This window comes from Pseudotabrizicola sp. L79 (genome assembly GCF_036553525.1).
Taxonomy (GTDB): domain Bacteria; phylum Pseudomonadota; class Alphaproteobacteria; order Rhodobacterales; family Rhodobacteraceae; genus Pseudotabrizicola.
Map to the genome: position 1 here is coordinate 318293 of NZ_JAZHDA010000053.1, position 18696 is coordinate 336988.

General features: G+C 62.4%; 18 protein-coding genes. 8 read left to right on the plus strand and 10 right to left on the minus strand.

Going from position 1 to position 18696, the window contains the following annotated elements:
- Positions 1 to 83: 83 nt before the first annotated feature.
- Both V3C85_RS16465 and V3C85_RS16470 read left to right on the plus strand, forming a co-directional pair.
- On the plus strand, positions 84 to 956 hold the full coding sequence (locus V3C85_RS16465) for a CpsD/CapB family tyrosine-protein kinase (RefSeq protein ID WP_331796464.1): 873 nt from the start codon (positions 84 to 86) through the stop codon (positions 954 to 956).
- Position 957: 1 nt separating this feature from the next.
- On the plus strand, positions 958 to 2289 hold the full coding sequence (locus V3C85_RS16470; RefSeq protein ID WP_331796465.1) for a GumC family protein: 1332 nt from the start codon (positions 958 to 960) through the stop codon (positions 2287 to 2289).
- Between the two features lie 79 nt (positions 2290 to 2368).
- Here V3C85_RS16470 and V3C85_RS16475 read toward each other — a convergent pair whose 3' ends face one another.
- Positions 2369 to 3076, minus strand: coding sequence for a sugar transferase (locus V3C85_RS16475; RefSeq protein WP_331796467.1), 708 nt, complete (start codon positions 3074 to 3076; stop codon positions 2369 to 2371).
- A gap of 803 nt (positions 3077 to 3879) precedes the next feature.
- Here V3C85_RS16475 and V3C85_RS16480 point away from each other — a divergent pair.
- Complete coding sequence (locus V3C85_RS16480; protein ID WP_331796820.1) at positions 3880 to 5106, plus strand: glycosyltransferase; 1227 nt, start codon at positions 3880 to 3882, stop codon at positions 5104 to 5106.
- A complete protein-coding gene (locus V3C85_RS16485; protein WP_331796469.1) occupies positions 5103 to 5900 on the plus strand; it encodes a hypothetical protein in 798 nt (265 codons plus the stop codon). Before V3C85_RS16480 ends, V3C85_RS16485 begins: the two co-directional genes overlap by 4 nt.
- Here the strand turns inward: V3C85_RS16485 and V3C85_RS16490 are convergent.
- Positions 5887 to 6522, minus strand: a complete 636-nt coding sequence (locus V3C85_RS16490; protein ID WP_331796471.1) for an SGNH/GDSL hydrolase family protein — start codon at positions 6520 to 6522, stop codon at positions 5887 to 5889. The genes V3C85_RS16485 and V3C85_RS16490 overlap by 14 nt on opposite strands.
- A gap of 111 nt (positions 6523 to 6633) precedes the next feature.
- Between V3C85_RS16490 and trxA the strand changes: the two genes are divergently transcribed.
- From trxA to V3C85_RS16505, 3 genes are read left to right on the plus strand one after another with little or no spacing between them, the layout of a single operon-like run.
- Positions 6634 to 7557 (plus strand): thioredoxin, encoded by a 924-nt coding sequence (gene trxA, locus V3C85_RS16495; RefSeq protein WP_445942033.1) that lies wholly within the window; start codon positions 6634 to 6636, stop codon positions 7555 to 7557.
- A 30-nt stretch (positions 7558 to 7587) separates the two neighbouring features.
- Positions 7588 to 8232, plus strand: coding sequence for an LON peptidase substrate-binding domain-containing protein (locus V3C85_RS16500; protein WP_331796823.1), 645 nt, complete (start codon positions 7588 to 7590; stop codon positions 8230 to 8232).
- A complete protein-coding gene (locus V3C85_RS16505) occupies positions 8229 to 8423 on the plus strand; it encodes a Trm112 family protein (protein WP_331796473.1) in 195 nt (64 codons plus the stop codon). The genes V3C85_RS16500 and V3C85_RS16505 overlap by 4 nt, the downstream gene beginning before the upstream one ends.
- Here the strand turns inward: V3C85_RS16505 and mnmH are convergent.
- Both mnmH and argE read right to left on the minus strand, forming a co-directional pair.
- Complete coding sequence (gene mnmH / locus V3C85_RS16510; RefSeq protein WP_331796474.1) at positions 8420 to 9481, minus strand: tRNA 2-selenouridine(34) synthase MnmH; 1062 nt, start codon at positions 9479 to 9481, stop codon at positions 8420 to 8422. The genes V3C85_RS16505 and mnmH overlap by 4 nt on opposite strands.
- Positions 9481 to 10635, minus strand: coding sequence for an acetylornithine deacetylase (gene argE, locus V3C85_RS16515; RefSeq protein ID WP_331796475.1), 1155 nt, complete (start codon positions 10633 to 10635; stop codon positions 9481 to 9483). Before argE ends, mnmH begins: the two co-directional genes overlap by 1 nt.
- 183 nt (positions 10636 to 10818) lie before the next feature.
- Here argE and V3C85_RS16520 point away from each other — a divergent pair, with 183 nt between their 5' ends.
- Positions 10819 to 11505 (plus strand): hypothetical protein, encoded by a 687-nt coding sequence (locus V3C85_RS16520; protein WP_331796476.1) that lies wholly within the window; start codon positions 10819 to 10821, stop codon positions 11503 to 11505.
- A 3-nt stretch (positions 11506 to 11508) separates the two neighbouring features.
- Here V3C85_RS16520 and V3C85_RS16525 read toward each other — a convergent pair whose 3' ends face one another.
- The 6 genes from V3C85_RS16525 to V3C85_RS16550 form a co-directional block, all read right to left on the minus strand.
- Positions 11509 to 11727, minus strand: a complete 219-nt coding sequence (locus V3C85_RS16525) for a hypothetical protein (RefSeq protein ID WP_331796477.1) — start codon at positions 11725 to 11727, stop codon at positions 11509 to 11511.
- Positions 11728 to 12048: 321 nt separating this feature from the next.
- Complete coding sequence (locus V3C85_RS16530; protein WP_331796478.1) at positions 12049 to 13092, minus strand: serine protease; 1044 nt, start codon at positions 13090 to 13092, stop codon at positions 12049 to 12051.
- A gap of 36 nt (positions 13093 to 13128) precedes the next feature.
- A complete protein-coding gene (locus V3C85_RS16535; RefSeq protein WP_331796479.1) occupies positions 13129 to 15075 on the minus strand; it encodes a caspase family protein in 1947 nt (648 codons plus the stop codon).
- Positions 15076 to 15168: 93 nt separating this feature from the next.
- Positions 15169 to 16614, minus strand: a complete 1446-nt coding sequence (locus V3C85_RS16540) for a patatin-like phospholipase family protein (RefSeq protein ID WP_331796480.1) — start codon at positions 16612 to 16614, stop codon at positions 15169 to 15171.
- 18 nt (positions 16615 to 16632) lie between these two features.
- Positions 16633 to 17994 carry a sensor histidine kinase gene (locus V3C85_RS16545; protein WP_331796481.1) on the minus strand — a complete coding sequence of 454 codons (1362 nt, stop codon included), beginning with the start codon at positions 17992 to 17994 and terminating at the stop codon, positions 16633 to 16635.
- A complete protein-coding gene (locus V3C85_RS16550; RefSeq protein ID WP_331796482.1) occupies positions 17991 to 18686 on the minus strand; it encodes a response regulator transcription factor in 696 nt (231 codons plus the stop codon). The genes V3C85_RS16545 and V3C85_RS16550 overlap by 4 nt, the downstream gene beginning before the upstream one ends.
- Positions 18687 to 18696: the final 10 nt, after the last annotated feature.

The window sequence follows — 18696 nt, forward strand, 5'->3', positions numbered from 1 at the left end:
ATGCAGGAGCGTGCCATTTAATGGCCCGACACAACACACAGGCGTTGGTTCCGAAAAACGCACCAGATATGGGGTTTTTTGTGATGCCCGAGGATGATCCGTCTCACCCACGCCGTGACCGCCCCTCTGGCGTGTCGGTTTTTCGCCCCGGTCAGACCAAGGATCATGGGCCGCTGGACATCGATATTGATGTGGGTCGTGACATCTTTACCGAGTCTTTTCCCTTGGCCCTGTTCAACCCCGCGCGAGTCTGGGAATCGTTGAATGCCGTCTCGCTTGAGGCGGATATCTTGGCAAGAAACGGTCTGTTTACAAAAACGACCGAAAGCCGTGTTGGCCCGACTTTCGACATTCTGCGCACCCGCGTCGCCCAAGCCATGGCCGCCAATGGCTGGCGGCGGCTGGCCATTACCGCTCCAACCCATGGCTGCGGCAGCTCGTTCACGGCGGCCAACCTGGCGCTTGCCTTGGCCCGGCGCCCCGGCAGCCGCACCGTGCTGATCGACCTTGATCTGCGCCGCCCCAATTTGCACCGCCTGTTTGGGCTGCCCCCTACCGGGGCTTTGCGCGACTTTCTGGACGGCACACAACCGATGGAATCGCTGTTTGTGCGGATCGGCCACAGCTTGGCCCTTGGCCTGAACGCAGAGCCTGTTCCCGATGCGGGTGATGTGCTGCACGCCCCCGACACGCGTGATGCCTTGCAGGCGATGGAGGTGCAGCTTGACCCTGAACTGGTTCTTGTCGATCTGCCGCCGACATTGGTGGGGGATGATGTGATCGCCATGGCTGACAAGGTGGATGCCGTTCTTCTGGTTGCCGATGCCACCAAGACGACAGCCAAAGACATTCGTGCCTGCGAACAGATGTTTGCCGGCAAGGTGCCGCTTTTGGGTGTTGTGTTGAACCAGGCACAGGACACGGGCTTGGGCAATTTGCGCTACGGGAAAAGATAAAATGGGACCCATTCAAACCCTCGAAGATCTGATCGGCCTGATCAGGCGTCGTTGGGCGCTGATTGCCCTTGTCACCATTCTGGGCACCCTGCTGGGGGCCTGGTATGCCAAATCCCGGCCCGATACCTTTGAAACAGCGGCCGTTTTGCAGGTGGAACAGGCATCGGTCGCCAATCTGGGCGAGGGACAGACGGCCAACCCGTTGCAAGTGCTGCAAAACATCGAGCAACGCCTGACCACGCGCGAAAATCTGCTGGAACTGATCAACCGCCATCAACTGTTTGCCGACGCGCCCGGCCTTACAACCGAAGAACGGGTGGCCGCGATGCGGGCGTCGATCCGGTTTCAAAGCGTGTCGAATGCCACGGGCGGGGGGCTTTCGGCGATTATCGTTTCGGCACAGGCAGGAACGGCCGAAAACGCAGCCAGGATCGCCAACGATCTGGCGCAAAGTGTGCTTGATCTGGGACGAGAGGGCAAACAAGCCGTCGCCGACGCCAATTTCAGTTTCTTCACCGCAGAAGAGGCCCGCGTCTGGCAAGAGCTTTCGGCACTAGAGGCCGAGATCGCCACCTATCGCGAAGCCAACCGCAATGCGCTGCCCTCGGTGCGCGAGGCGCGGCAGAACGAACTGGCGCAATTGGACATCGGCCTGCGCGAACTGGATCAGGAAATCGCAGGGCTGCAAATCGAGCAAGACCGGATCGCAGCGGCCCAGACACAGCGCGCCACAGATCGCCGCAGGCTGGAAGAAATCAGCCAAAGGCTGGCCGTCCTTGCCGCGCAGCGTGACCCCATCCTTGCGCGCAAGGCCAGCCTTGACGTGTCGCTGTCTAATGTGGCCGAGGTCGAGCGCGCCCTTGCCACCTATGACCGGCAACAACGCCAGTTGCAGGAACAATACACCGTGGTGGCGCAAAGACTGGCCGAGGCCGAAACCACCCGTCGGCTGGCCGAAAACCAGCAATCTGATCGCTTTACCCTGCTAGAGCGCGCCATCACACCAGATTATCCCATCGGATCCGGCGGCAAGAAAATTGCAATCGCAGGGGCGATTGGCAGCCTGGGTCTGGCACTGGTCGTGGCATTCATGCTGGATCTGATGCACCCCGCCATCCGCACCAGCAGCCAGATGGAGCGAGAGTTGAACATCCGCCCCATCGTTGCGATCCCGGCGCTGCGCCAAAAGGATCGGGCCAAAAAGATGCGCAAGATGATTCACACCCTGATCGAGAGTGAAGCAGGCCGCCTGCGCACGGGCGGGATGCCCGGAAATGCAACGATCTTGGCAGGGGTCAGCCTGCTGTTGGTCGTGATGCTGTCCTTGGCCTGACCTCTGCGGTCACGAAATGCACAAGGCCCGCCCTGTATGGGGCGGGCCTTTGCGTTGTCATGGCGGGTGTCTTGGGCCCCTAGCAGCCCGTTCCGTTCATCACCACACTGATCGTGCGCCACAAAATCCGCAGGTCGGTTGCCAAGGCTACGCTGTCTTCATAAACGGCATCATACTCGGCACGCGCCTGAAACGTGGTGCGATTGCGCCCGGCCGTTTGCCAATAGCCCGTGATACCAGGGCGCAACAGGTAATAGGCCGTGCCCGGATACATGTCTTTCTGCTCGACCATCATCGGGCGCGGGCCGACCAAACTCATATCGCCAATCAGCACATTCCAAAGCTGCGGGATCTCATCCAGCGACGACCGCCGCAGGAACTGGCCCAGCTTGGTGATGCGGGGATCATTGCGCAGCTTTTGCGTCGATTCCCATTCGGCCTTGGCCGCGGGGTCATTGGCCAACAGGAATTGCATCTGCGCATCGGCATCGCGGACCATCGACCGCAATTTCCACATGCGAAAGACACGCCCCCCCTTGCCGATACGGTTTTGCGTATAAAACGGGCTGCCCCCGTCACGGGCCACGCTGACAGCCAAGACAGCAACCACCGGCACGATAACCGGCGCGGCAAGTAAGACGGCCGTCACATCGAACACGCGCTTGAAAACCTCTCGATACAGCCCAAAAGGCCGATGCGAGCCAACAAGCTTGCCCGATGTAATCAATGATTTAGACGCCACCGGCGTCGCCGATCGGGTCGGGATTTCTGGAAAACTGATACTCATGACAAAGCACCGCCCGTCATCATCAGTCGCCTGGCCATAAACAATGACCGAACCTCTAACCCTGTGGCAGTCTCGTCTGTCCGGGCATTTCGGCCCGGAACAAGCAGCCTTGTGAACAACATCTTAGCACTCGGATCAAGCGCCCCCAGTTACCGAGTTTACCCAATCTTCAGCATGTTTGACGACAGGGCATCGGCACCATTTCGCCAATTATTTGCCCCACCGGCACCATTTCTCTGCCCAATGTCTGCCATACGGTTGCCGCAGTCTCGCAATCTCAATCATGGGTTGTTTCTTGCGCCCACGACCAAAGGAAACAGCAGGGTTGGCGAATCATACGCCTGGCTCGGCTTGCTGAAAAAAGGCCAGATCCCTCATTCAGGTGACGTCGGCTTTTCGCCCGTTATCGCCCCGCGATTGATGCAGGTATGGAAACAATCATTCCGACAATTTCAGGCGACCCGGCACTTTCCATGACAAAAGACAAAGTGCTGAAATGCCGAAGAAAACATAGAAAAGAAATGCCAGGACGACCCCGCCCCCCATGGCAAGAACGAGGACCGAGCCGCACAGGCCCATCACGACCGCCAATCCTACAATTCCCAACATGCACTCGGAACGCATCAGGACTGCCCACCGTTAAACGCCAGCTTACCAAAATCGTACGTTAACTATATTCACGACGATCCAGCCTTGCAAAGCCTGCGGTTCCGACCACAACGCGCGCATTGCCCTTGCATCCGGTGGGGTAAGGCCTGATCCTTGGCAAATGCTTGCCCAGCACCCAGGCACGAGGCCCATTGTTGAAGATTGCTTACCTTGTAAACACCTATCCCCGCGGGTCGCAGACCTTTATCCGGCGCGAAATTCATGCGCTTGAACGGATGGGCTGGCATGTGCATCGCTTTGCCCTGCGCTCAGATCGGGCTGCACTGGTTGACCCCGCCGATATTGCCGAAGATGGCCGCACCGAACATATCCTGGACAAGGGACTGCGCCACCTGTTGCCCACGGCGTTGAACTGGTGCGCCAGACACCCACGCGGCACTTGGGCGGCGCTGCGGTTGGCCGTTGCTTGCGGGCGTCGTGGCGCCGGCGACACGCCGGGCACCGGGGGTATCCTGCGGCATCTGATCTATCTGGCCGAAGCCGCCTATTTCGCCCGCCGCTGCAATGACCTGCGCCTGACCCATGCGCATGTGCATTTCGGCACCAATGGCACCACCGTTGCCATGCTGGCCGCACAGATGGGGGGGCCGGGATATTCCTTTACCGTCCACGGCCCCGAAGAATTTGACGCCCCCCGCGCGCTTTCACTTGGCGAAAAGGCCGACCGCGCCCGCTTTGTCGTGGCCATTTCAAGTTTTGGGCGCAGTCAGTTGTGTCGGTGGGCGGCGCTTGACACCTGGCCCCATCTGAATGTGGTCCATTGCGGGATCGAGCCTTGGCGCTTTCCCACCCCCATCCCCCTGCCGCAGGGGGGGCCGCATCTGGTGGCCATCGGGCGCCTGGCCGAGCAAAAGGGCTTTGGCCTGCTGATCGAAGCCATTGCAAAGGCCGCCCCCGATCTGCCCGACCTGCGCCTGACGATCGTGGGCGATGGCGAGATGCGACCGCAGATCGAAGCACAGATTGCGGCGCTAAAGCTGGGGCGCCATATTCACTTGGCGGGCTGGCTGGATGAGGCCCGCGTGCATCAGGCCCTGAACAGCGCCACCGCCCTTATCCTGCCCAGTTTTGCCGAAGGATTGCCGATGGTGCTGATGGAGGCGATGGCGGCCGGCCGGCCCGTCATTGCCACGTCAATCGCTGGCATTCCCGAACTGGTGACGCCCGATTGCGGCTGGCTGGTGCCGGCAGGCGATGCAGCCAGTCTGGCCGAGGCGATCTGCCATCTGGCGGAAACCCCGTTTGACAGGCTGACGATCATGGGGCAAAGCGCCCGCAACCGGGCCTTTGCCCGCCACAACATCGAAACCGAGGCTGAAAAGCTGACGCTGCTGATCGCTCGCAAAGGCACGCCTGAATGACCGCCCCCTTTGTTCTGGCCTGCGCCAGCAATTCCGACAGCATCCTTGGCGGCAATCTGGCAGCCTCGCCTGCTGTGTCGCAGGGCATCCCCCTGCATGTCGAACGCGGCGCCCCCTCGGCCAGTATCGCCTATAATCGCGCCTTGGATGCCACACAGGCCGAAATCGTGGTCTTTGCCCACCATGATGTCTATCTGCCCAAGGGCTGGGATGCGCTGTTGATGGCCCGATTGGCAAGATTGACGGCCCAACACCCCGACTGGGCCCTGGCCGGGGCTTACGGCGTGGCCGCCGATTATCGGCAATTTGGTCCGGTCTGGACCTCTAGTCTTGGGCAGATCATCGGCCGCGTGCCCTTGCAGCCCGAACCGGTGCACAGCTTTGATGAAATGCTGATCGTCTTGCGCCGGTCATCAGGCATTCGGTTTGATGACAGCCAACCCGGTTGGCATATGTATGGCACCGACATCGTCTGCACTGCACGCGCTGCGGGGCGTGCGGCCTATGCCATCGGCCTGCCCTGCATTCACAACGATCGCTTTCACGGCACACTTGGCCCTGATTTCACCGAAAGCTATCGCTGGATGCAACGCAAATGGCCGCAGATGCTGCCCCTGCAAACGCCGGTGACCAAGATCAGCCGTTCGGGGCTGCACTTGCTGCGCGAACGCTGGAACATGCGCAACTCGCACCGGTTTCGGGTGGCCGATGCCGTTGATACCGGCACGCCCCCGGCAGAACTGGCCGCGCTGTGTGGCTGGTCAGACTTGACGCCCGCTGTCACAGCGCCCTGATCGCCCCGGACACCGCCTGGGCCAATGCGGCATGGGCCTCGGCTTCGAAATGCACCCCATCTACCGGGCTGACGCTGATCACCACGCCCGCATCCAGAAAACCGATGCCACGGGTGGCGGCGAAATCGCGATACAGCGGCGCCAAGGCCTGGCTGCGCGCAGCGGCACCATAGAACTCGCCTTGCAACGGCCCCACTTCCTGAACCGGCGGCGGGCAGATCAGCAAGATCCGAAAGCCGCCGTGGCGCTGCTGCATATCGATCGATTGTGCAACATCCACCAGCCCGGCCACCCCAGCCAACACCATCTGGGCCGTGCTGGCAAACCGCGCCTTGACGTCATTGGTGCCCAACATGATCGTCAGCACATCAATCGGGCCGTGGCTTTGCAAGGCAATGCGCAGCCCTTGCCGCCCGTTCATATGGTCACCCATCACCGGATCATCAAAGGCCGCCGTCCGGCCCGGCAATCCCTCTTCCGCCAGTTCCCACTCTGGCCCCAAGGCACGCAGGCAAAGCTGTGGCCAGCGAATTTGCGCGCCATAGCGGTGGTAATCGCCCCGCACAACGATCGGCGGGGTGCCGTGGGTGTTGCTGTCACCGAATGTCAGAAGAAAGGGCATGATCACCTCTGTCTGTGCTGGCGCCACGCTAGGCCGGCCAGGGCCCGGGTTGCAATGCCCCCCTTGGACTCTGGCGCACCAAAGCGCATATATGACCAAACCATCCGCCTGATGAGGGATCAGATGCTTACCCTGAACGATACCACCGCCAAAGCCCCCGCCGCCAAAGACCTGATCAAGGACAGCTCTGAAGCGACCTTTATGAAAGACGTGATCGAGGCGAGCCGTGACGTGCCCGTGATCGTCGATTTCTGGGCACCCTGGTGCGGCCCGTGCAAACAGCTTGGTCCCGCGCTTGAGGCTGCGGTCACGGCTGAAAAGGGCCGTGTGCGCATGGTCAAGGTGAATGTCGATGAAAACCAGATGATCGCCAGCCAACTGCGCATCCAGTCGATTCCCACTGTCTTTGCCTTCTGGCAAGGACAGCCGGTTGATGGCTTTCAGGGCGCGCTGCCGGGATCAGAGATCAAGAAATTCATCGATCGCGTTGCCGCACTTGGCGGGGACGGCGGTCTGGGCGAAGCCCTTGAGGCCGCCGAGCAGATGCTGGAGGAAGGTGCCGCCGCAGATGCCGCAGAAACCTTTGCCGCGATCCTAGAGGAAGAGCCAGAGAATGCGGCCGCATATGGCGGGCTGATTCGTGCCCATCTGGCGCTTGGGGATCAGGACAAGGCCCTTGCCCTGCTGGATGCCGTGCCGCCCAGCATGACCGCCGCCAAAGAGATCGAGGCCGTGCGCGCCCAGATCGAATTGGCCAAACAGGCCGCCAAAGCTGGCCCGCTGGCCGAGCTTGAGGCCGCCGTGGCCGCCGACCCCATGAACCACCAGGCCCGCTTTGATCTGGCGGCTGCCCTGCTGGCGGCCAAGAAAACCGAAGAGGCCGTGGATCAGTTGCTGGAACTGTTCCGTCGTGACCGCGAATGGAATGACGGGGCTGCCAAAACCCAACTTTTCACCATCTTCGACGCCCTGCCCGCCAAAGACCCGATCGTTCTCAAGGGGCGGCGCAAACTGTCGTCGATGATATTTGTCTAAGCGCGGCCACGAGCTATGTCACTGGGCATCATGATCAGTCAAAAAGACCTGCCCGAAACCATCCCCGTCTTCCCCCTGCCCGGCGCGCTGATGCTGCCCCGGGCAAGGCTGCCCCTGCATATCTTTGAACCACGCTATCTGGCGATGATCGAAGATTGCATGAAGACGAAAACCCGCCTGATCGGCATGGTGCAGCCGCGCGAAACACCCGGCGGTGAAAAACGCTTGCACAGCATCGGCTGTGCGGGTCGATTGACCGGCTTTTCCGAAACCGAGGATGGTCGCTATATGATCACCCTGACCGGAACCAGCCGCTTTCGCATCCGCGAGGAAGTGCAGGGTTTCAGCCCCTATCGGCGCTGCACCGTTGATTGGGCAGGCTTTGGCCGCGACATTTCCACGACCGAAGAAACTGATGCCGGCTTTGACCGTGACGCCTTTCTGGGGCTTTTGGGGCGCTATCTGGCAGCGATGAAGTTGTCCACCGACTGGGGCAATCTGCGCGAGGCTGATACGGAACTGCTGATCAACTCGCTGTCAATGCTGTGCCCCTTTACCCCCGAAGACAAACAAGCCCTGCTTGAGGCCCCGTCGCTGTCAACCCGGCGCGAAACACTTGTCACCCTGATCGAATTCGCCCTGCGCGGCGGGTCGGGCGAAGAGGTAATACAATGACAGCCACCCCCTCCGAAGGCACCACCTTTGACCCACGCATGCTGGAAAGCCTGGTTTGCCCGGTCACCCATGCCGTGCTGACCTTTGATCGCGACCGTCAGGAACTGGTGTCCAAGGCCGCGCATCTGGCCTTTCCCATCCGGGGCGGTATTCCGGTCATGCTGGTGTCCGAAGCGCGCAAGATAGACTAAGGCAGCGCGGCCTGGACCGTCGCCAAAAGCGCCTCAACCCGTGCCGCCAGAATTGCAATGCCGGTGGCGTCCAAGCGGTCGGCCTGCACTTCGGTAACGGGCACCTCTATTCTGGCCCGATGCTTGGCATAGCGCGGGTCATAATGGTTATCCATCAACTGCTCGGCCAACTCGGCAAAGCGCCCTGTGGCCGCCATGGCCTGCCATTCGGCCACGCGTTTGGCGGGATGGGCATGGCGCAACTGCTGCAACACCTCGGACAGTCGGGCCTGATCTGCCACCATATCGGCATAGGCCCGGATCAGATACTCGGCCCGCGCCGCCAACGGCACCGACAATGCCACGCGCGGCGCCTGTGTCATCGCTTTCCACAGGCGCGGTGGCACGCGGCACTCACCCACTTTGGAACTTTCGGCCTCGACCACCACGGGGCGCGCCGGATCAAGCCGGGAAAGGGCCATGGCCAACCGGCCCTCAAATGCCTTTTGGCTGGGCTGTGGCCCCATGGCGCCGAACAATGATCCGCGATGATTGGCCATCGCCTCCAGATCGATCACCTGCACGCCGCGCGCGGCAAGGGCCTGCAACACTTCGGTCTTCGCCGAACCGGTGTTGCCATCCAACACGATCACCCGGCTGGCAACCGGCTGGTCATAAACCGCCTGCACCACCAACCCACGCCACGCCTTGTAGCCCCCCTTGACCAACTCGACCCGCCACCCGATCTGCGACAGGATCGAGGCGAAAGACCCCGACCGCTGCCCCCCGCGCCAGCAATAGACCAAAGGCCGCCATCCCCCCGGCCGGTCGGCCAAGGGCCCGCGCAAATGCAGCGAGGCATTTTTGGCCACCAGCGCCGCGCCGATCTTGCGGGCATCAAAGGGCGACACCTGCTTGTAGATCGTGCCCACCTGCGCGCGCTCGGCATCATCCAGAACTGGCAGGTTGATCGCGCCCGGCAGATGGTCTTCGGCATATTCGGCGGGGGCGCGCACGTCGATGATATCATCAAAGCGATGCCCCCCAAGATCGGCCAGCGAGGTCAGCTCTAACGCCATCAGAGCCCCGTTTCCAGGCGGGCCAAAAGGGCGGCAAGCATTGCCTCGCACCGCGCCATCTGTTCTTGCGATACATATTCATCGGGCTTGTGCCCTTGCGCCATGCTGCCCGGCCCACAGATCACCGTCGGAATACCCAACCGCTGCGAAAACAGCCCGCCTTCGGTGCCATAAGCCACCTTGATCGTTCCATTGGCCCCCGTCAGCCCCTTGACGAAATTCACCACCCCCGCATCCGACGGCGTGCCAAGGCCGGGGTAATCCCACAGCCGATCGACCCGGATCGACGCTTCGGGGAAGTCCGCGCGCAGGGGGGCCACAATCGCCTCGGCGGCGTCGCGCAGGCGCGCAATCAGCACCTCGGGGTCATCTTCGGCCAGCGAGCGTATCTCGAAATCCACCACCGCCTGATTGGGCACGATGTTCACCTGCACCCCACCCCGCATTACCCCGGCATGCACCGTGGTATAGGGCACGTCGTAATCACCATCGCGCAGCCCCTGCGCCGCAATCTGGCCCTGCACATCGCGGATCGCCCGGATGAAATCGGCCGCAAGATGCAGCGCATTCAGCGCCAGCGGGGCAAGGGCCGAATGTCCCTCGCGGCCCGTGCAAGTGGCGCGCAAGGCCACCTTGCCCTTGTGCCCGGTGGCAACAGCCATACTGGTCGGCTCGCCCACGATGCACATCGCCGGCCGCTGTGGCGCGCCCTCTAACATCTCGATCAGCGAGCGGACACCAAGGCAGCCCACCTCTTCGTCATAAGACAACGCCAGATGAAGCGGCGTTTTCAGATCACGCCCTGCCGCTGCAATCGTCGCTGCAATCGCCGCCGCGCAAAACCCCTTCATGTCGGTCGTGCCGCGCCCGTAATAGCGCCCGTCCCGTTCGGTCAGGGCAAAGGGCGGCACCGTCCAGTCCTGCCCATCAACCGGCACCACATCAATATGACCCGACAGCATCACCCCACCGCGATCTTGTGGGCCAACTGTCGCGTAAAGATTGGCCTTGGCCCCTGTGGCATCAGGGATCAGCACCGCCTGCACCCCAGACTCGGCCAGCAGATCGCGCACCCATTCCATCAACGCCATATTGGGGTTGGAACTGACCGAGTTGAACCCGACCAACCGTTCCAGAATGCTGCGCATATCCATCTTGGGCCACCTTTCCTTGCGCCGCACCAAACCTGATTTTCCCCGACAGTGCAAACGGCCAAGATGGCGCGGTCTGGCCTGTGATGACAGCATTCGTCATCCGATGCCCGCTTTTCATCGGGGCCAACAGATGCCAATCTGCTGCCCATGCTGACCATAGCCCCTTTTACACAGAGCTGTCCCATGCCCCGCATCCTTGGCCTTGCACTGTTGTCCTTTGCCACCCTTGCCCAACCGGCCCTGTCGCAGACGGCGGAACCGAATATCATGGCCGCCCAGACCACGGCCCCGGGTGGGGCACGGATTTTTGCCATGGCGCAAGATCTGTATCTGCTGGGGGTGGCCAACAAGGATGCACTGACCGTGCTGACTGCCGCCCGCCTGGCAGGCTCGGTGGCCTTGCAGGATGGGGCCGAGGTGAAAAAGGAAACCCGCGGCACCGCTGTGGCCGGATCATACGATGACGACAGTGATGGCCCCGTTACCGTACCGCAAATGTTGGACATGGCCAAGGAACTGGCAGGCGAAGATGATCTGATCCTGTCGCTGATCGACGATGCCGAGGTCGAGGGCGCGCGGGGGCGCGTTGGTGGCGCCATTCAGCGCCTGTCGGGCTTGCACGGTGGCCTGACCGATGTCTGGGAAGTGCCGTTTTATGGGGCATCGCAATCCGAAGTCGCGATCATCGGCAATGGCGACACCAATCTTGACGTCTTGATCACCGATGCCAACGGCAACACAGTTTGCGTTGACGTGTCGGCATCCGACAAGATGATGTGTGATTTCGTTCCGGCCGAAAACGGCTATTTCTATGTCACCGTCCAGAACAAGGGCGAAAGCAAGAACAGCTATTATCTGCTGACGAACTGACGTTCAGCCCGCCTGCCCCTTGGGGCAGCTCAGGCGGCCCCGCATTTCGCCACTGTCACCCTGCAACGACGATTCAACCAGCTTGCACCCCGTGACATCGGGGATCAAGGCGATCATCGTGGCGCGAATGGCCTCATGCTCTCCGCGGCGGGCGTAGCCAAGGCGGATCACCTCTACCCGCTCCTCCTTTTGAAAGACCGTATAGGCGCGCCCGTCGCGCATTACATCTGTGCGTGTTGCGCCCAGAAACTGCGGTGCCGGTTGGGCACCGCAGCCAAGCAACACTAAACAAAGGGCCAAAGCAACATACCGCATGGACACCACGGTGCGCTGCAATGGTTAAGGCGGGGTTAACGCCGGCCCCACGCTGGCAGATGATCCCTTGGCCCGCATCCTTTAGGCTTGGCAACCTGCCCTGCTGCCCAAGACCGCACGACATAAAAAACCCGCCCTTTATGGGCGGGTCTGGTTCGCTGTCACAAAGGCCTTGCCCACCAACACAACCCTGGCCACGCCAAGGGGGCGCTGTTGGCAAGTGATCCCTTAGTTCTGGCCGATGGTCTGTTCCAGCCAAGGCAGGAAGTTCGACACACGGGTATAGGCCGAGAACAGGGCGCTTTCTTCGCAGCCTTCACCATTCGAGGCCGCAAGCCCCCAAGACACAACGCCCGCCTGAATATAGCTGCCATCGGTCAACGGAACCACCAGCGGCCCGCCCGAGTCACCCGAACAGGCTGTCTTGCCACCCTCATAGGTGCCCGAGCACAGCATGTTGCCGCTCATCGGGATCGGCGCTTTCGACACCAGTTGATCCCACAGCGCATAGGCATCGTCTTCCTTGATGCCAAAGGCATTGACCGCATAGCCAAAACCCTTGACGGCCTCATCCGCGCGGGCCTCTAGCATGGCCTGATTGCACAGCTCTCGGTCCAGCATCTGGATTTCGGCCTGACGCAGGGTTTCGGGGCGCCCACCACCATCGGTCAGGCCCCATCCGGTGACGATGGTCGTTACGCCGGGCTGATCCAGCATGTCGCCAAATTCGGCATCCGGCACCTTGATCGTCGAATAGCGGGCGTTGGGGGCGCGGGCCAGTTTGATCAGCGCAATGTCGTGGTCAAACTCCCACCCCACATAGTTCGGGTGGCGGATGATCTTTTCAACCGGCACCAGATCACCCTGACCGGGGGCCAGCACGTTCGACCCCACCTGAATGCTGATCGCCTGGGCCGGGATATCGCCCCAATTTCCGTCCTTGTCCGACATATGCACGCAATGCGCCGCTGTCAGAACCCAGCGGTCCAAAATCATCGAGCCGCCGCAGAACTGCCCCTCGGGCGATTGGGGGGCACCGTTGATCATCAGCGCCACCTGCCAGGGCCAGGCCCCGTCAGCAGCCTCCTGGCCCCCGATCACCTTGCCACCGCCCGCTTCGGCCGCAGCCGATTTCATATGTTCGGCCTTTTTACCCGATTGGGCATAGGCAAAGGGTGAGGTGTTCATCCCCGGTCCGAAATCCGGTTGATCTTGTGCCACGGCCACACTGGCCAGAAACGGCAAAGTCATGCAGGCAAAATAGGTCTTCATCTCAGTCTCCCTATGCACTTTGGCATGTCAACGTCATCAGTTCTCGGGCCTGATCCGAACCGTTTTTCGGATCAGGTTAAACGGTGTTGGCTTGGGCGCAAAGCCCCTTGTGCCCTCCCCATCATCGGCCAGCTGGCGATCCATCCACTGCATCAGCGGCGCACCAGCCCCGGTCGCAACCGCACGGGTGGCGGTTGGCGTGGCCAATTGCGTCAGATCGGTGCGTGGCCCGTCTTCGGTGGCTGGAACCGCCAGCACCCACAGTTCCTCGATCGCGGGCGGGCTGTCGGGTGCGATCTGCAACCCGGTGCGCAGTGTTTCACCATGGGCCAGCCGGTTCGACAGGCCCCGGCTGGGCCAGATCGCCTGCACCGTATAATCGCCCGCCAGATACAGCACAGACACATCCTGATCCTTGCCCGAGGTGTTCTTCACCTCCAGCCACAACTGGTCACAGCGCGCGGCATCACCTTCAAAAGCCACGGCAGGGCCGGCGGTGCTGCAATCTTCTTCCACCAAATCGGCGGGGCGTTTTTCCAACGCCACCTCCAGCACGGGTCGCGCAGTCAGCGTGCGCGCCTTACCCCCGCCGGCCAGCAAAAGCTGCCGCAGTCGCAGACCATAGCCCACCTGCGCCAGAACCCGCGCCACGGCCTCGGCCTCTGTCTCGCCCGGTTCGGGGCGGATGCGCGGGCTGGACCCAGGGCCTTCGGGGTCAAGCACTGCGTCGGGGCCTGCCAGGGCCACCCCGCCGTCGGCCAGGATCGGCACCAGATCGGGCTGCGCCACGGGCGGCGGCAATGCCGCCAGCCAGAGCGCATAGTCAAAACCATCGTCGGCCTGTGCCCGCAAAGGCGTGCCAAGTTGCAGCGGCAAGGGCGGGGCGGGCACCGCAAGTTCGGCCCAGGCGGCACCTTCGGGCAGTGCCTCCACCTCGGCCACACGCGCCTCGGCCCGTGTCACGATGGCAGTGCCCAGAGCCTCTCCGCCCGCGGCATCGGCGTAAAACGCCAGTTCGGCCCCCACCGCCACACCCGCCAGAAACCCGGCCTGCACCTTGCCAGACTGAACGGCCATCCGCGCCGCCAACTGGCCCTCACCAAACACCGGGGCCGACAGCATCGGCCCCTCGGCCTCGGGCTGCTGGCGCGTGGCCCCTTGGGCCATCCGATCCGTCACCGCTGCCAGAACCTGAGCCCAACTGGCCTCTGGCACCTCGCGCAACACTTCGGTCAGGCGCAGGGTAAATTCGCCATGCCAGACTGCCCCATCGGCACTGGGGTATTCAAACGACCGCTGATCTGACTGGCTGGAATAAAGGAACACAAATTCCCCCTCCATCGGTTCGGCCATACCTGCGGGCGCGTCGCTGATATCTTCTTCGGGCAGACCCAAAGCCGTTGGCGGCACCCAGCGGGCCACACCCGCCCCGCCGACAGCGCGAAAACCGGTGGCGGAATGGCACGCATCAATGATCCCCACCACCTTGACGCCGCGCGCCAGCATCGGCTGCGCCCAGGCGGCCAATTCATCGTCGATCAGCGCATTCTGAACCGCGCCCACCTGCCCTTTCCAGGCATCGGCATCGGCGGGCAGCAAGATCTCGTCATAGCCACCCCCTTCATCGCCATTGGCATCCGGCGCCTGCGACCCGTGGCCCGAGAAGTAGAACACCACCGTATCTCCGGGTTGGCTGGCCGCCGAAACAGCCTTTAGTGCTGCCAGAATATCGGCCCGCACCGGTGCCGCCTGCACCACGCCAGCGGGCAGTGCCGCGCCACTGGTCAGGGCCGTGATCGCAGTTGCAGGCACACCCCGCGCCATCAGCGTTTCAGCCATCAGCACCACATCGGCTGGCGGCCCCTGCAAATCGGCATCCAGATGCAGATAGTCGCCCACCCCCACCAGAACCGCCCGCACCTGACCGGCGCCGGTCTCTGCCCGCACCATCGGTGCGGACAGAGCCAAAGGCACTGCGATCATGGATACAAGAAAGGTTCTGGTCATGCGCCCAACATACCCCACCTGCCCCATCACTCAAGCATCCTCTTGATCATGAACGTATTTGTCACAAAGCTATTGGCCCACTGGCAGGATGCGCCGGCCACCGGCCGCAACGCCTGCTGCAATTCGGTTTTCCACCGCATTCCCGGACAGCGAGGCCAGAAAACCGTTGAATTCCGGTGTCATCCGTGTGGCCAGCCGCCCGGCCTCGATCACCTGATCAACCTGATCGGGGGGCAGGCGCAACCGGGTGGGAATGGTGTTCAGTTCCGCCCGCATGGTGCGTGGCAATGCTTCAAAGCTGGCTTGGCCGACAAACAGCTTGACGTCCTGGCAATCCCAGCCCGTGGTTGATCCGCGCAGCCGCCGCACCTCGGCCATCGGCAGGCTGCAACGCCACTCGACCAGTTCTTCTTGCCAGTCCCGCAACTCTCCCTTCATCGCATCATAGCCAGATCGCGTGGCCGCACTCATGCTGGCAGTGGCAATCGACATGCCCAGCCCCAGCCCCCCCGGACCCGGCACTTTCTGTGTCCAGCTATAGTCCTTTTCCACCCCGGCATTGGCCACCAGAAACAGCATCCGCGTCATCCTGACGGCCTCTTGCGGGGTCATCGGCGCATAGGGGGCCTGGGCCCGCGCCCGCTCGACCGCCAGACCTGTGGTTCCGAAATTGTCGGTGATGCCGCCATCCAGCAGCTTGACGAATTTCACCTCGTCCGGGTTTGCATAGCTTTCCAAGGCCCGCGCCTGCGCCTTCATCGCGCTGGTGGCCTCGGGGTTGTTGCGCGCCGCCGTCAGCCAATCCGGCTCGCGGTAGTCACATTTGCCCTGATGCGCCTCTAGCACGATGGGCGTGAACACCAGCGGAAAGGCCGCCGACGCGGCCACCGCCTCGCTGATCGGCACCTGCGACAGGTCGGAACACAGGGCATCAAAGGTTTCGGGTGAAAACAGAAACGGCGTGTTGTTCGCCATGTCGGTCGCGTTGATCCAGGTCTTGATCTGTGACCGCGCCCGCAAATCGCCAAAGGTGGCCTTGCGGAACAGCACTTCATCCAGATAGCGGGCAAAGGTCGTCCGCCCATTCGCGCCACCTGCCAAACCCTTGACCAAGGTCAGCGGGTTCAAGGGCGAGTTGGCCATGTATTTCTCGGCATTGGTCAGCAGATAGCGTTCGCGATAACCCACCAGCCCCGCCGGGCCGTACAGCCCGAATTGCGCTGCAGTGACAGATCCGCCCGACACACCCGACACCAGCCGCACATGATCCAACACCCCATTCGGCGTGCCGGTCACAACGCCTTGGGCGCGCAATTCTTCAAGCATGCCATAGGCAAAGGCCGAGGCGCGCATCCCGCCACCCGAAAAAGCCAGACCCACATAAAGCTCACCGGGTTGCACCGTGCTTTGATCAACGAGGGCAAGGTTTTCGCCGTCAAGCGGTGGGTTGATCGGGCGGTTCCACGCGGCACAGCCCACCATCAGGCAAAAGGCGAACAGGGCGGTCAGACGCATGGGAATCGGCTTTTCTGGTTACAAAGTAGCCGCCACCTTAGGCCAGCCGACCTCAATCGCAAAACCTTTCTCCCGTTGGGGTAAGGTCAGCTTGGCACCGTGCCGCGTTGCAATCGCCCGCACCAGCGCAAGACCAAGGCCATGGCCCGGCAAGGCGCGATCCCTCTCGCCTCGGGCAAAACGATCAAACACCGTCTCGCGCAGATCGGCGGGCAGGCCGGGGCCGGTATCGGCCAGCGTCATCACCTGCCGGTCGCCAACCTCTGCCAACGTCAGGGTCAGGCTGTCGCCCGCGCGGCAATATTTCACCGCATTGTCGAGCAGGTTCGCCACCATCTGCGAAATCAGCGTGCGGTCGCCCAAAACCCGCAGCCCATCTGGCACCGCGATCTGCGTGACCAACCCCTTGTCTTCGGCCAAGGGCTCATACAACTCCCACAGCTCTACCAGCAGCGCCGACAGATCCACCGGGCGCAAGCCACCCCCCGGCCCACCTGCGACGACAGCATCTGCTTCGGCCCGGCTGATATCCAACAGGGCATCAAAGACCCGAACAGTCTGGCGCATTTCGGCGCGCAGATCATCGGTCACGGCATCCTGCCCCTCGATCCGGCCCAGCTTTTGCAGCATCCGGTTCAGGGGGGTGCGCAGTTCATGCGCGATCGTATCAGACAGCCGATGCGTCTCACGGTTCAGCGCCTCGATCTTGTCCAGCATCTCATGCACATGGGCCTCTAGTTGGCCAAATTCATCTGCCGAACGCAGGCCGGGCAACCGCGCCGACAGATCGCCTGCGGCCACGCGGTCGGCCAGCACGTTCACGCGCCCTATGCGCGCCATCACGCGCCCCGCCATGACCCAGCCCACCAAGGCCCCGGCCGCCAACATGGCAAATCCCAAGGCAACGATGCCCCGCCGCAGCGCCGACAGCGTGTCGAGAACCGGCCCCAGATCACGGGCCACCAGCAAGGGAAACCCCCCCGGCAAGACGCGCCCCACGCCCAACCAGTCTTGCCCCCCCGCAGCAAACCGCACCGCCCCGTCCGGGCCGAAACCAGCCCCTTCGGGCACCACCGCCACGGGCCAGTCGGCATGCGTGCCCGCCAGAACCGTGCCGTCACGATTCATCAGCATCAGCATTTCGCCAGACGCGCCTGATGCGGCCCGGAACTCGATCGCCTGACGCAGCGCGATGATCCGGCGTTGTTCATAAAGGGTGGCAAAGCCATCCAGATCGGCGGCCAACAGGCGCCCGGCCTCATCCATCAGACGGGCTTCGACCAACCGGTATTGCAGCGCCATCCCGGCCAGCGACAAAAGCGTAACCGCAACGGCCACCACCGCCGCAAGCCGCAACGTGGCCGCCGGCACCACCCTCACCCGCTGACCTCGGCCCCCAGGGGATCGAACACATAGCCCTCTCCGCGCGCTGTCTGAATGGCGGCGCAGCCTGCGCCCTCCAGCTTGCGGCGCAACCGCCCGACATGCACATCAACCACATTGGTGCCGGGGTCGAAGTGCAGCTTCCAGACCTGTTCCAGCAGCTGCATCCGCGTCACAATCTGCCCGGCGTTTCGGGCAAAAAAGGTGATCAGTTCAAACTCCTTTGGGCTGACGGGCACATGCGCACGTTTCACATAAACCGTCCGGGCCTTCATCCGGATTTCCAGATCTCCAAAGGCCAGCAGGTCATTGTCCAATACCTCAATACTGGCCCGCCGCAGCAGCGCCCGCAACCGCGCCCGCAATTCATCTGGCTCAAAGGGTTTGGGCAGGTAGTCATCGGCCCCTTTCTCCAACCCCTCTACCCGGTTCGCCGCCCGTCCCAAGGCCGACAGCACAAGGATCATCGCCCGGCTGCCCCCTGCCCGCATCCGCGCCATGGCATCGACACCATCACCGCCCGGCAACATGCGGTCCAGCACGATGACCTTGAAATCCATTTGGATCGCTGCGGAAACCCCTGCCTCGAGCGTGATTTGGGTGACAGGTTCCAGCCCCAACCCCCGCACACATTCGGCCACAGCCTCTGCGGTTACCGGGTCATCCTCGATGATCAGAATACGGTCCATCTCCATCCCC

Bases quoted from the DNA above. Each gene is read 5' to 3' on its own strand.
- trxA (WP_445942033.1), top strand. From the start codon at position 6,634: ATGAGGGATCAGATGCTTACCCTGAACGATACCACCGCCAAAGCCCCC.
- V3C85_RS16540 (WP_331796480.1), bottom strand. From the start codon at position 16,614: ATGCGTCTGACCGCCCTGTTCGCCTTTTGCCTGATGGTGGGCTGTGCC.
- V3C85_RS16485 (WP_331796469.1), top strand. From the start codon at position 5,103: ATGACCGCCCCCTTTGTTCTGGCCTGCGCCAGCAATTCCGACAGCATC.
- V3C85_RS16520 (WP_331796476.1), top strand. From the start codon at position 10,819: ATGCCCCGCATCCTTGGCCTTGCACTGTTGTCCTTTGCCACCCTTGCC.
- V3C85_RS16535 (WP_331796479.1), bottom strand. From the start codon at position 15,075: ATGATCGCAGTGCCTTTGGCTCTGTCCGCACCGATGGTGCGGGCAGAG.
- argE (WP_331796475.1), bottom strand. From the start codon at position 10,635: ATGGATATGCGCAGCATTCTGGAACGGTTGGTCGGGTTCAACTCGGTC.
- mnmH (WP_331796474.1), bottom strand. From the start codon at position 9,481: ATGGCGTTAGAGCTGACCTCGCTGGCCGATCTTGGGGGGCATCGCTTT.
- V3C85_RS16550 (WP_331796482.1), bottom strand. From the start codon at position 18,686: ATGGACCGTATTCTGATCATCGAGGATGACCCGGTAACCGCAGAGGCT.
- V3C85_RS16505 (WP_331796473.1), top strand. From the start codon at position 8,229: ATGACAGCCACCCCCTCCGAAGGCACCACCTTTGACCCACGCATGCTG.
- V3C85_RS16470 (WP_331796465.1), top strand. From the start codon at position 958: ATGGGACCCATTCAAACCCTCGAAGATCTGATCGGCCTGATCAGGCGT.
- V3C85_RS16465 (WP_331796464.1), top strand. From the start codon at position 84: ATGCCCGAGGATGATCCGTCTCACCCACGCCGTGACCGCCCCTCTGGC.
- V3C85_RS16475 (WP_331796467.1), bottom strand. From the start codon at position 3,076: ATGAGTATCAGTTTTCCAGAAATCCCGACCCGATCGGCGACGCCGGTG.
- V3C85_RS16525 (WP_331796477.1), bottom strand. From the start codon at position 11,727: ATGCGCGACGGGCGCGCCTATACGGTCTTTCAAAAGGAGGAGCGGGTA.
- V3C85_RS16490 (WP_331796471.1), bottom strand. From the start codon at position 6,522: ATGCCCTTTCTTCTGACATTCGGTGACAGCAACACCCACGGCACCCCG.
- V3C85_RS16500 (WP_331796823.1), top strand. From the start codon at position 7,588: ATGATCAGTCAAAAAGACCTGCCCGAAACCATCCCCGTCTTCCCCCTG.
- V3C85_RS16530 (WP_331796478.1), bottom strand. From the start codon at position 13,092: ATGAAGACCTATTTTGCCTGCATGACTTTGCCGTTTCTGGCCAGTGTG.